This is a genomic window from Streptomyces sp. NPDC059080 (genome assembly GCF_042739975.1).
GTDB lineage: Bacteria > Actinomycetota > Actinomycetes > Streptomycetales > Streptomycetaceae > Streptomyces > Streptomyces benahoarensis.
In genome coordinates this window covers 28,043-41,589 of the sequence record NZ_JBHYGX010000049.1, presented here as the reverse complement: position 1 = coordinate 41,589, position 13,547 = coordinate 28,043, and the positions used below count along the sequence as shown (strand labels likewise).

Below are 13,547 nucleotides of genomic sequence, written 5' to 3'. Positions count from 1 at the left end.
GGGCCGGCTTGGGGGGGGTCGTCTCGTAGGCGGTCGTGAGCTCTCTTCCGGGCTCCGCCCGCACCCCCCCCGCCGGCTGAGCACCCCCACGGCTCTTCTACTGCTGTGCGGCGGGGGTTTCGGGGACACGCATCGCGAGGATCGCCATGTCGTCCGAGGCGGGCTCCGCCGCGAAACGCTCCACGGCGCGCAGCACCCGGGCGGCGACCGCGCCGGCGGTCAGGCCCGTACACGTCGTCAGCACATCGGTGAGACCGTCGTCGCCGAGCATGCGGGTGCCCTCGCGGCGCTCCGTGACGCCGTCGGTGACGCACAGCAGGACATCGCCCGGGTCGAGGGTGACGGTCTGTTCGTACAGTTCGAGGTCGTCCATGACGCCGAGGAGGGGCTGCGGTTCGGCGGCCGGTTCGACCGAGCCGTCCTGGCGGAGCCGGAGCGGCAGCGGATGGCCCGCGCAGACCACCTTCAGCAGGGCGCTGCCGTCCTCCTGCGGCCACAACTCGCCGTAGAGCAGCGTCAGGAAGCGACTGCGGGCACCCTCGTCGAGGATCGCGGCGTTCAGCCGCTCCAGGACGGCGGGGCCGCCGAAGCCCTCGCGGGCCAGGAGGCGCAGGGCGTGCCGGGCCAGGCCCGTGACGGCGGCGGCCTCCGGGCCCGTGCCGCAGACGTCGCCGATGGCGAAGCCGTACGCGCCGTCGCGGATCGGGAAGAGGTCGTAGAAGTCGCCGCCGACCTCGTTGCCCTCCCCGGCGGCGCGGTAGATGACCTCGACCTCGACGCCGGGGACGTCCGGCAACTCCGGCGGGAGGAGGCTGCGCTGGAGGGACTGGCTGATGGCCGTGCGCTCGGAGTAGAGGCGGGCGTTGTCGAGGGCGAGGGCGGCGCGGCGGGAGAGGTCCTCGGCGAGTTCCAGGATCTCCTGGCGGAAGTGTTCCTCGGTCGGTTTGCCCAGGGTGAGCATGCCGATGACGCGGTTGCGGGCCACCAGCGGCAGGACGACGGTCTCGCCGCCGACCGCCGAGGCGGTGGCGAGGGAGGCGCCGGGCCCGGTGGAGGGCCGCGCCGAATCGCCGAGGCCCAGGCTGCGCAGGGACGTGCGCAGGGCGGCGTCGTGCGCGGCGTCGGTGGGGGCGGTCCACACCCGGGCGCCCGGGGTGGGTACCGGCTCCGGTGGGTCGACCTTCATCAGCAGGGTCTTGAGGCCGTCGATGCGGTCCTCGTCCTCGTGCAGGACGTACGACAGCTCCGGCTCGGACGCCTGGTCGGCGACGGTGTAGACGGCGCACCAGGTGGCGAGGGTGGGGACCGTCATCTGGGCCATCAGCGCGAGCGTCTGGTCCCGGTCGAGGGTGCCGGCGAGCAGGTCGGACGCCTCGACGAGGAAGGAGAGGGAGCCGCGGCGGAGCTTCTCCAGCTCGGTCAGGCGGGCCCGCTCGACGGCGAGGGCGATGCGGTCGGCGGCGAACTGCAGGTGCAGCGCCTCTTCGTTGGTGTAGCGGCCGGCGCTCTCCGCGGCGACGCCGAGCGAGCCGGTGAGACGGCCCTCGACCTTCAGCGGGACGGTGACGACGGAGCGCATGCCCGTGCCGTTGAGGAGGGGGACGGCGCCGGGGACGGCGGTGAGGTCTTCGTGGACGGACGGCATCCGGGCGGAGCCGTAGCGGCCCGAGCCGGTCTCGACGGGGACGCGGGCGAAGCGCTGGCGGGCGGAGGGCAGGCCGGTGGAGGCGCGGACCTCCAGCTCCGTCTCGTCGTCGGTGGCGAGCAGCAAATAGGCGGCGTCGCCGTCGAGCATGTCGCGGGCCCGCTCGACGGTGCGCTGCAGCAGGCCGTCGAGGTCGTCGGGGGCGGGGGAGCCGATGAAGACCTCGAACGGGTCGGACGGGCGGCCGTCGGCCCGGGCCGTCTGCGAGGCGGCGTCCGGGGCGGGGGTGCGCGTCGGGCTCTGCAGGAGGGCGCGTTCGTGGTCGCGGACGAGCAGGCAGACCGTGGACGCCTCGCCGTCGGCGTCGCGGACCCGCAGGTGGGAGGCGTAGACGGGGAGGACCCGGCCGTCGGCGCCGCGGACGCCGTAGGAGCCCTCCCAGCGGGAGAGGCGCAGGGCCTCGGCGATGCCGGTGCCGGTGCCGGGGGTGTGCGGCCAGGCGGCGATATCAGTGAGGGGCTTGCCGACGACCTGCTCGCCGTCGTACCCGAAGAGGCTGGAGGCGTCGTCGTTCCAGGCGCTGATGGAGCCGCCGCGGTCGATCTGGACGACGGCGACGCGGACGCGGTGGTCGGCGACCGGCAGGGCGTCGACGGGGAGCGCGGGACCGGCGGCGCGGGTGCCCGCCGGACGCTCGGGCAGGTCGAGGCGGAACCAGACGTACTTGCGGTCGGGGGAGTACTCGACGCCCCAGCGGGCGGCGAGCGCGCCGCACAGCAGCAGGCCGCGGCCGCCCTCGCGGTCGGGGTGGACGAGGGTGCGGCTGGTGTTCTGGAGCGGGATCTCGCGCTCCGGGTAGCGGTCGGCGACGGAGATGCGGACGCCGCTTTCCTCGCGCAGGCACAGGACGTCGGCGGCGGTTCCGGCGTGCACGACGGCGTTGGTGACCAGTTCACTGGTAAGGACGACGGCGTCGTCGACGATGTCGCCGTATCCCCAGCCCTGGAGGCTGTCACGGACGAACGCACGGGCCTGGGCGACCGAGCGCCCGACCGGCTCGAAGGTGGCGGCGGCCCGCGCGGTGATCACTGGTCTCCTCATGAGTGTGTCGGTGATCTGCTCCCCCATACCTGCGGCGCCCTCCGAATACCTGTCGTGCGTGTGCCACCGTCTCGGGCGGGATGCCGTGCGGGTGGACAGCCCTGTGCCAGGTTACTTACCTTCGCCGCGGCTGCGGATGCCGGTCACGGGTGATTCCGCCCCGATCGTGCCCCGGGACGGTATGCGATGCTGCCGAACTGTTATGGCCTGGTTGGGCCATGGTGAAACACTGGGCAGGCATCAGGAGAAAGCCCGGGTGGAACGGTCGACCCTTGCGGGAGGGACACGGTGGAGTCTGGCGCAGCGGCGCGGGGCGTAAGCACGCGCGCGAAAGGCGGACGATCCCGGAACACCGGGACGACCGAGGTGGACACGGCTGCCCTGAACCGGCTGTTGGTCGCGCTGGTCGCCATGCGGGACGGCAACTTCCGCAAGCGATTGACGGTCTCCGGCGACGGTGTGATGGCCGAGATCGCGGCGGTGTTCAACGAGGCCGCGGACCGCAATCTGCATCTGACGGGCGAGCTGGCCCGGGTGCGCAGGGTCGTCGGACGGGAGGGAAAGCTCACGGAACGGCTGGAGACCGGGGCCTGTGAGGGATCCTGGGCGGCGGCCATCGACGCGTCGAACGCGCTCGTCGACGATCTGGTACGGCCCGTCTCCGAGGTGGGGCGGGTGCTGTCGGCGGTGTCCGAGGGCGATCTGGAACAGCGGATGGATCTGCGGTCGCGCAGTTCGGACAGCTCCTCGGAGCATCCGCTGCGCGGCGAGTTCCTGAAGGTCGGGCGGACGGTCAACGGTCTGGTCGACCAGTTGTCGGCGTTCACCGACGAGGTCACGCGGGTGGCCAGCGAGGTCGGTACGGAGGGCAAGCTCGGCGGCCAGGCGCGGGTGCGCGGGATGTCGGGCTCCTGGAAGGACCTCACCGAATCCGTCAACACGATGGCGGCGCGGCTGACTGCGCAGGTACGTGACATTGCTCTCGTCACCACGGCGGTGGCCAAGGGTGACCTCTCGCGGAAGGTCACCGTCCACGTCGAGGGCGAGATGCTGGAGCTGAAGAACACCGTCAACACGATGGTGGACCAGCTCTCGTCGTTCGCCTCCGAGGTGACGCGTGTCGCGCGTGAGGTCGGCACCGAGGGGGAGCTGGGCGGTCAGGCGCGGGTGCCCGGTGTCGCCGGGGTGTGGAAGGACCTCACCGACTCCGTCAATCTGATGGCGGGGAACCTCACGGCGCAGGTGCGGGGGATCGCGCAGGTCACCACCGCCGTCGCGAACGGCGATCTGTCGCAGCGGGTCACGGTCAGCGCCCGCGGTGAGGTGGCGCAGCTCGCCGACACGATGAACACCATGACCGAGACGCTGCGGACCTTCGCGGACGAAGTGACGCGGGTGGCGAACGAGGTCGGGGCCGAGGGGCAGCTCGGCGGGCAGGCGCAGGTGCCGGGCGCCGCCGGTACCTGGAAGGACCTGACGGACTCGGTGAACACCGCGTTCCGTAACCTCACCGCGCAGGTGCGGGACATCGCGCAGGTGACGACGGCGGTGGCCAACGGCGATCTGTCGCAGACCGTCACGGTCGATGTCGCCGGTGAGATGCTGGAGTTGAAGAACACCGTCAACACGATGGTGGGCCAGCTCTCCGCGTTCGGTGCGGAAGTCACGCGGGTGGCGCGGGAGATCGGCGTCGAGGGTGAGCTGGGCGGCCAGGCGGCGGTGCCGGGCGCGGCGGGTACCTGGAAGGACCTCACCGACTCGGTGAACACCGCGTTCCGCAATCTCACCGGTCAGGTCCGCAACATCGCGCAGGTGACGACCGCCGTCGCCAACGGTGACCTCTCGCAGAAGGTGACCGTCGACGTCTCCGGCGAGATGCTTCAGCTGAAGAACACCGTGAACACCATGGTGGATCAGCTGTCGTCCTTCGCCGACCAGGTCACGCGGATGGCCCGGGACGTCGGTACGGAGGGCCGCCTGGGCGGTCAGGCGCGGGTGGACGGCGTCAGCGGCACCTGGAAGGAGCTGACCGACTCCGTCAACTTCATGGCGGGGAACCTCACCTCGCAGGTGCGGCAGATCGCGCAGGTGACGACGGCGGTGGCGCGCGGTGACCTGTCGCAGAAGATCGATGTGGACGCGCGCGGCGAGATCCTGGAGCTGAAAAACACCATCAACACGATGGTCGACCAGCTCTCCGCCTTCGCCGAGCAGGTCACCCGCGTCGCGCGGGAGGTCGGTACCGACGGGCGGCTGGGCGGTCAGGCGCAGGTGCCGGGCGTCGCCGGGGTGTGGCGGGATCTGACGGACTCGGTGAACGGCATGGCCGGGAACCTCACCGCGCAGGTCCGCAACATCGCGCAGGTCGCGACGGCGGTCGCCCGCGGTGACCTCTCGCAGAAGATCGATGTGGATGCCCGGGGCGAGATCCTGGAGCTGAAGAACACCCTGAACACGATGGTGGACCAGCTGTCGTCGTTCGCGGAGCAGGTGACCCGGGTGGCCCGGGAGGTCGGTACCGAGGGCATTCTCGGCGGCCAGGCGGAGGTGCAGGGCGTCAGCGGCACCTGGAAGGACCTGACCCAGTCCGTCAACTTCATGGCGAACAACCTGACGTCGCAGGTGCGCAACATCGCCGAGGTGACGACGGCGGTGGCCAACGGCGATCTGTCGAAGAAGATCACCGTCGACGCCAAGGGCGAGATCCTCGAACTGGTCACCACCGTCAACACGATGGTCGATCAGCTCTCGTCGTTCGCCGAGCAGGTCACGCGGGTCGCCCGCGAGGTGGGCACCGAGGGGCAGCTCGGCGGTCAGGCGCGGGTGCCGGGCGCCACCGGTATCTGGCTCGACCTCAGCGACAACGTCAACCTGATGGCCAACAACCTGACGATCCAGGTGCGGAACATCTCGCAGGTCTCGGCGGCGGTCGCCAACGGTGACCTGACGAAGAAGGTCACGGTCGAGGCGCGCGGTGAGGTCGCGCAGCTCGCCGACACCGTCAACACCATGGTCACCACGCTCTCGTCGTTCGCCGACGAGGTGACGCGGGTGGCGCGTGAGGTGGGTACCGACGGCATCCTCGGCGGCCAGGCGCGCGTGCCGGGCGTCGCGGGGACGTGGAAGGACCTCACGGAGTCGGTGAACTCCATGGCCAACAACCTCACCGGCCAGGTCCGCAACATCGCGATGGTCACCACCGCGGTCGCCAAGGGCGATCTGACGAAGAAGATCGACGTGGACGCGCGGGGCGAGATCCTGGCGCTGAAGACCACCATCAACACCATGGTCGACCAGCTGTCGTCCTTCGCCGAGCAGGTCACCAGGGTGGCCCGTGAGGTGGGTACGGAGGGGCAGCTGGGCGGTCAGGCGCAGGTGCGGGGCGTGGCCGGCACCTGGAAGGACCTGACCGAGTCGGTGAACGAGATGGCGGGCAACCTCACCCGTCAGGTGCGGGCCATCGCCGCGGTCGCCGCGGCGGTCACCCTCGGCGATCACAACGTCCGTATCGACGTCGACGCGGCCGGGGAGATCCTGGAGCTCCAGGACAACGTCAACACCATGATCGCCACGCTCCGTGAGACGACGCTCGCCAACGAGGAGCAGGACTGGCTCAAGGGCAACCTCGCCCGGATCTCCGGTCTGATGCAGGGCAGGCGGGATCTCAAGGACGTCGCCACGCTCATCATGAGCGAGCTGTCGCCCGCGGTCTCCGCCCAGCACGGCGCGTTCTTCCTCGCTGCCCGGCCCGACGGGCAGGAGCTGGGCGCGGACGGCGGCGAGGCCGGTGCGTACGAGCTGCGGCTGATGGGGTCGTACGGCTACGCGATGGGCGCGATGCCGACGACGTTCAAGCCGGGCGAGACGCTGATCGGGACGGCCGCCGAGGAGGGCCGCACGATCCTGGTGGAGAACGTGCCCTCCGGCTATCTGAAGATCGCGTCCGGGCTGGGGGAGGCGCCCCCGGCGAATGTGATCGTGCTGCCGGTGCTCTTCGAGGACAAGGTGCTCGGCGTGATCGAGCTGGCGTCGTTCCAGCCGTTCACCCAGATCCAGAAGGACTTCCTCAGCCAGATCGCCGAGATGATCGCGACAAGCGTCAACACCATTTCGGTCAACACCAAGACCGAGGTGCTGCTCCAGCAGTCGCAGGAGCTGACCGAGCAGCTGAAGGAGCGTTCCGCCGAGCTGGAGAGCCGGCAGAAGGCGCTGGAGCTGTCCAACTCCGAGCTGGAGGAGAAGGCCGAGCAACTGCGGGCGCAGAACCGCGACATCGAGGTGAAGAACACCGAGATCGAGGAGGCGCGGCAGGTTCTGGAGGAGCGCGCCGAGCAGCTCGCGGTGTCGATGCGGTACAAGTCGGAGTTCCTGGCGAACATGTCGCACGAGCTGCGTACGCCGCTCAACTCCCTGTTGATTCTCGCCAAGTTGCTGGCCGACAACGCCGAGGGGAACCTCTCCCCGAAGCAGGTGGAGTTCGCCGAGACGATCCATGGGGCGGGCAGCGATCTGCTTCAGCTGATCAACGACATCCTCGATCTGTCGAAGGTCGAGGCGGGCAAGATGGACGTCTCGCCGACGCGGATCGCGCTGGTCCAGCTTGTTGACTACGTCGAGGCGACGTTCCGCCCGCTGACCGCCGAGAAGGGCCTGGAGTTCGCGGTCCGGGTCTCGCCGGATCTGCCGTCCACCCTGCACACCGACGAGCAGCGGCTGCTGCAGGTGCTGCGCAACCTCCTGTCGAACGCGGTGAAGTTCACCGACAGCGGCAACGTCGAGCTGGTCATCCGGCCGGCGGGCGCGGATGTGCCGGTGGCCATCCGCGAGCAGCTGCTTGAGCACGGTTCGCTGCGTGACCCGGACGCCGAGATGATCGCCTTCTCGGTGACCGACACCGGTATCGGCATCGCGTCCAGCAAGATGCGGGTGATCTTCGAGGCGTTCAAGCAGGCGGACGGCACGACCAGCCGGAAGTACGGCGGTACGGGCCTGGGCCTGTCGATCAGCCGGGAGATCGCGCGGCTGCTGGGCGGCGAGATCCACGCCGCGAGCGAACCGGGCCGCGGCTCGACGTTCACGCTGTACCTGCCGCAGAACCCGGGCGGGCTGCCGCCGCAGGGCTACCCGGCGCTGGTGGCCGGGGGCCTGGCGATGGACGCCGAGGCGCGAGAGACGGAGGTCGGGCGGCTGGCGGCCGAGGAGGCGGCGCGGGTGGCCGAGGAGCAGGCGTCGGTCGGCGCGCTGAGCCGGCGGCGACGGCGCGGGCTGACCGGCGGCGCGTACCGGGCGGCGCTGCCCGCGCCGCAGCGGCCCCACGGCGCGGCGCCTGCGCAGCCGGCCCCGGTGCGACCGGCCGAGGAGCCCTGGCTCGGCAACGGCCAGGACCTGGTGCAACCGGCCGCGAACGGCGGTTTCCACGGCGAGAAGGTGCTGATCGTCGACGACGACATCCGGAACGTCTTCGCGCTGACCAGTGTCCTGGAGCAGCACGGTCTGTCGGTGCTGTACGCGGAGAACGGCCGGGAGGGCATCGAGGTCCTGGAGCAGCACGACGATGTCGTCCTGGTGCTGATGGACATCATGATGCCGGAGATGGACGGCTACGCGACCACGACGGCGATCCGGCGGATGCCGCAGTTCGCCGGGTTGCCGATCATCGCGTTGACCGCCAAGGCGATGAAGGGCGACCGGGAGAAGAGCATCGAGTCCGGGGCGTCGGACTACGTCACCAAGCCGGTCGACACCGACCATCTGTTGTCGGTCATGGAGCAATGGATGCGCGCGAGGTGACGGAGCGTCCAGTATGGAAGCGGAAGAGGATCACCGGGTGCTGAGGCACGGTGGCCGCGGGCGTGGCGCGACGCGTGGCGGGGGAACCTTCGGGCCCCCTCCGGCGTTTCCGCTACGTACACGGTGACATCGCGGTGACAGGGTGTGGCGACGAGCGGGGTGCAGCTACGATGACCGGCACAAGGACGGGCGGCATGACGGAGTCGCCCCTTGGGGCGGCGTCCGGTTCTTCCCCAAGTCCTTCGGACAGGGGAGGCCCCATGCCGGGGCGAGGAGGTCGGGCCATGGTGCAGAAGGCCAAGATCCTCCTGGTCGATGACCGGCCGGAGAATCTGCTGGCGCTGGAGGCGATCCTCTCCGCGCTCGATCAGACGCTGGTGCGGGCATCGTCCGGGGAGGAGGCGCTCAAGGCGCTGCTCACGGATGATTTCGCGGTGATCCTGCTCGATGTGCAGATGCCGGGGATGGACGGTTTCGAGACCGCGGCGCACATCAAGCGCCGCGAGCGCACCCGTGACATCCCGATCATCTTCCTCACCGCGATCAACCACGGCCCGCACCACACCTTCCGGGGCTACGCCGCCGGCGCGGTGGACTACATCTCCAAACCGTTCGACCCGTGGGTGCTGCGCGCGAAGGTCTCGGTCTTCGTCGAGCTGTACATGAAGAACTGCCAACTGCGGGAGCAGGCGTCGCTGTTGCGGCTCCAGCTGGAGGGCGGGCGCGTCGACGAGGCGAAGGAGTCGGCCGGGCTGCTCGCGGAGCTGTCGGCGCGGCTCGCGGCGGTCGAGGAGCAGGCGGAGGCGCTGTCCAAGCAGTTGGACGAGTCGGCGGACGCGGCGGCGGTGGCGACCGCCGCCCATCTGGAGCGGAAGCTGACCGGGCTGCGGCGGGCGCTGGACGCGCTGGAGCCCGGCGTGGGCGGCGCCGCGGGCTGACCGCCGGGCCGCCGCCGTTCGGCTGACGGCCGCTCACACGCTTGGCGGTACGCCCGGCCTGACATACCGGTACGACACGTTCGGGTGAAGCGGCGTGCGCTCGTGTCAGCTCCGGCGGCGCCTGTAATCTCGTCACCATGGCCTCACGTACGTCCGGCAAGGGACCCCAGCGCACGGCGGGCCCCTCGAAGCAGCGCGCCGGAGCGTCCGGGGGCGCCGCCAGGAAGCCCGCGGCGAAGCAGGCGGCTGCGGGTAAGCCGCCGGCGAAGAAGACCGCTGCGAAGAAGGCGCCGGCCCGGAAGGCGCCCGCCAAGAGGGCACCGGTGAAGAAGGCGCCCCCCCCACCGGCGCCGTCCCCGACCGGCGGCATCGTCCGTCTTCTGCGGGGCTGCGGCCGGGCGTGCGGGGTGGTGTTCCGCGGGGTGGGTCGCGGCGCGAAGAACCTCGACCCTGCGCACCGCAAGGACGGCCTCGGGCTGATGCTGCTCGGCCTGGCGCTGGTCGTCGCGGCCGGTACCTGGTCCAACCTCAGCGGTCCCGTCGGCGATCTCGTCGAGCTGCTGGTGACCGGCGCGTTCGGGCGGCTCGACCTGGTGGTGCCGGTCCTGCTGGCCGGGATCGCCATCCGGCTGATCCGCCATCCCGAGCAGCCCGAGGCCAACGGCCGGATCGTGATCGGGCTCTCCGCGCTGGTCATCGGCGTCCTCGGGCAGGTCGCGATCGCCTGCGGGTCGCCGGGCCGGGACAACGCGGTGGGGGTGCGGGACGCCGGTGGCTATGTCGGCTGGGCGGTCTCCAAACCCCTGATCTTCACCCTCGGGCAGACGCTGGCAGTGGCGCTGTTGGTGCTGCTGACGGTCTTCGGCCTGCTGGTCGTCACGGCCACGCCGGTCAACGCCATCCCGCGGCGACTGCGCGCGCTCGGCGCGCGGCTCGGCGTGCTGGAGACCGAGCCGGAGGCGGAGTGGGCGGACTGGGCGGACGACGAGGAGGAGTGGGCGGAGCGTCCGGCGCGCCGCCCGCGCCGCGCCGTCGCCGCGGAGGCGGGCGACCCGGACGCGCTGGAGGCGGAGGCGCTGGCCGAGCGGCGGCGCCCCCGCAAGGAGCAGGCGCCGCCCGCCGTGGCGCCGCCTGCCGTGGCGCGGCCCAAGGACGCGGTGGACGTCGCGGCGGAGGCCGCGGCGGCGCTGGACGGCGCGGTGCTGCACGGCGTCCAGCCGTCCCCGCTGGTCGCCGGGCTCAGCAGCAGCATCTCCGGCGAGCGCCGGGGCAGCGGCGAGGGGGACACCCCGTCCGGCGCGGTGCCCCCGGCGCGCGCGGCGCAGCCGTCGGTGGACGGTCCGCCGTCGGTGCCGGACTTCACCAAGGCGCCGCCGGAGCCGGACGGCGCGTTGCCCGCCCGCGCGGAGCAGCTCCAGCTGGCGGGCGACATCACCTACTCCCTGCCCTCGCTGGACCTCCTCTCCCGGGGCGGCCCGGGCAAGACCCGCAGCGCCGCCAACGACGCGATAGTGGCCGCGCTGACCAACGTCTTCCAGGAGTTCAAGGTCGACGCGGCGGTCACCGGCTTCACTCGTGGCCCGACGGTCACCCGGTACGAGGTCGAGCTGGGCCCGGCCGTCAAGGTCGAGAAGATCACCGCGCTGGCGAAGAACATCGCGTACGCGGTGGCCAGCCCGGATGTGCGGATCATCAGCCCGATCCCCGGCAAGTCCGCGGTGGGCATCGAGATCCCCAACACCGACCGCGAGATGGTCAACCTCGGCGATGTGCTGCGGCTGGCCGACGCGGCGGGCGACGAACACCCGATGCTGGTGGCGCTCGGCAAGGACGTCGAGGGCGGCTACGTCATGGCCAACATGGCGAAGATGCCGCACATGCTGGTCGCCGGCGCCACCGGTTCCGGCAAGTCCTCGTGCATCAACTGTCTGATCACCTCCGTGATGGTCCGGGCCACCCCGGAGGACGTCCGGATGGTGCTGGTCGACCCCAAGCGCGTCGAGCTCACCGCGTACGAGGGCATCCCGCACCTGATCACGCCGATCATCACCAACCCGAAGCGGGCGGCGGAGGCGCTGCAGTGGGTCGTCCGCGAGATGGATCTGCGCTACGACGACCTTGCGGCGTACGGCTACCGCCATATCGACGACTTCAACGAGGCGGTCCGGGGCGGCAAGGTCAAGCCGTCCCAGGGCAGTGGACGCGAGCTGTCGCCGTACCCGTATCTGCTGGTCATCGTGGATGAGCTGGCGGACCTGATGATGGTCGCGCCGCGGGACGTCGAGGACGCGATCGTCCGCATCACGCAGCTGGCGCGCGCGGCCGGTATCCATCTGGTGCTCGCCACACAGCGGCCGTCCGTCGACGTCGTCACGGGCCTGATCAAGGCGAACGTTCCCTCCCGGCTCGCCTTCGCGACGTCCTCGCTCGCCGACAGCCGCGTCATCCTGGACCAGCCGGGCGCCGAGAAGCTGATCGGCAAGGGCGACGGTCTCTTCCTGCCGATGGGTGCCAACAAACCGGTGCGGATGCAGGGCGCGTTCGTCACCGAGGCCGAGGTGGCCGCGGTGGTGCAGCACTGCAAGGATCAGATGGCGCCGGTCTTCCGTGACGACGTGACGGTCGGAGGCAAGCAGAAGAAGGAGATCGACGAGGACATCGGCGACGACCTCGACCTGCTGTGCCAGGCCGCGGAGCTGGTGGTCTCGACGCAGTTCGGCTCCACCTCCATGCTCCAGCGCAAGCTGCGGGTGGGCTTCGCCAAGGCGGGCCGGCTGATGGATCTGATGGAGTCGCGCAGCATCGTCGGGCCGAGCGAGGGGTCCAAGGCCCGCGATGTCCTGGTGAAGCCGGATGAGCTGGACGGAGTGCTCGGAGTTATCCGGGGGGAGGCTTCCGGGTAGAAAACCCGAGCGATTCACCCGTACGCGTCATGCGTGCGGGCGCCAAAGCAACCGTTTCTCCTGCCGATACGTCAAGTTGAGGGAGGTGAGGGAACGATGCTTCACCAGCGGAGCCGGAGGCATCGCCGACGGCGTACCGATGGCGTACAGACTCCGTCCGCCCGCTTGCCCGTCCCTTTCGTTCCACCCCTAGACTGAACGTCCAGCAGGTGGCTACACGCTCGAAAGGCGCCCCCGTGTCCATCGGCAACTCCCCAACTGACGACCGGCCTTCCGTCGGTCGAGCCATCCAGCAGGCCCGTGTCGCGGCGCGGCTGACCGTCGAAGAGGTCAGCGCGTCGACACGGGTGCGTATCCCCCTTGTCCACGCGATCGAACAGGACGACTTCTCACGCTGCGGCGGCGACGTCTACGCCCGGGGCCACCTGCGTACGCTCGCCCGCGCCGTCCATCTCGATCCCGGTCCGCTGATCGAGCAGTACGACGCCGAGCACGGCGGCCGTCCCGAGCCGACGCCCGCCGCGCCGCTCTTCGAGGCCGAGCGGATCCGGCCCGAGCGGCGCCGCCCCAACTGGACGGCCGCGATGGTCGCCGCGATCGTCGCGGTGGTCGGTTTCGTCGGCTTCACGCTGTTCAGCGACGGCGGGCAGGGCGGCGGCATCTCCGTCGCCGGGGGCGACACCAATCCCGACAAGCCCGCCCCGCACCCCCACACCGCCCCCGCCGAGCACCCCCGGCCCGATCCGGAGCCCTCCGACAGCGCCATCGCCGGGCTGCCGAAGGACAAGGTGACGATCAAGGTCATCGGCCGCGACGGCCAGAGCTGGATCTCCGCGAAGGACGCCAACGGCAAGCTCCTGGAGGACGGTCTGCTGCGGCAGGGCGAGTCCAAGACCTTCACCGACAAGGAACGCATCGACCTCGTCCTCGGCAACGCCGGAGCCGTACAGCTGTACGTCAACGGCAAGGAGGTCAAGGAGGTCGGCGACCAGGGCTCCGTGGAGCGGCTGAGCTACACCCCGGGTGACCCGCAGGCCGGCTGAGCAGACCGGGCATCCTCCGCCCCCGGGGGGGGGGGGGGGGGGGGGGGGGGGGGGGGGGGGGGGGGGGGGGGGGGCGGGTGGGCGGGGCGGGGGGGGGGGGCGCGGGGTCGCTGGGGCGCGCCCCGGG

The 13,547-nt window shown here is 71.0% G+C and carries 5 protein-coding genes; 4 read left to right on the top strand and 1 reads right to left on the bottom strand.

What is annotated here, in order from left to right; all coding sequences use genetic code 11:
• Window positions 1–97: 97 nt before the first annotated feature.
• Window positions 98–2,746, bottom strand: coding sequence for a SpoIIE family protein phosphatase (locus ACFWWQ_RS26505; protein ID WP_384600994.1), 2,649 nt, complete (start codon window positions 2,744–2,746; stop codon window positions 98–100).
• Window positions 2,747–3,034: 288 nt separating this feature from the next.
• Here ACFWWQ_RS26505 and ACFWWQ_RS26500 point away from each other — a divergent pair, with 288 nt between their 5' ends.
• The 4 genes from ACFWWQ_RS26500 (at window position 3,035) to ACFWWQ_RS26485 (ending at window position 13,420) form a co-directional block, all read left to right on the top strand.
• Entirely contained in the window at window positions 3,035–8,536 is a 5,502-nt protein-coding gene (locus ACFWWQ_RS26500; protein ID WP_384600991.1) for a HAMP domain-containing protein, read from the top strand.
• 284 nt (window positions 8,537–8,820) lie between these two features.
• Complete coding sequence (locus ACFWWQ_RS26495) at window positions 8,821–9,474, top strand: two-component system response regulator (protein WP_384600988.1); 654 nt, start codon at window positions 8,821–8,823, stop codon at window positions 9,472–9,474.
• Between the two features lie 137 nt (window positions 9,475–9,611).
• Window positions 9,612–12,377, top strand: a complete 2,766-nt coding sequence (locus ACFWWQ_RS26490) for a DNA translocase FtsK (RefSeq protein ID WP_384600985.1) — start codon at window positions 9,612–9,614, stop codon at window positions 12,375–12,377.
• A gap of 236 nt (window positions 12,378–12,613) precedes the next feature.
• Window positions 12,614–13,420, top strand: coding sequence for a helix-turn-helix domain-containing protein (locus ACFWWQ_RS26485; RefSeq protein WP_384600982.1), 807 nt, complete (start codon window positions 12,614–12,616; stop codon window positions 13,418–13,420).
• Window positions 13,421–13,547 lie beyond the last annotated feature (127 nt).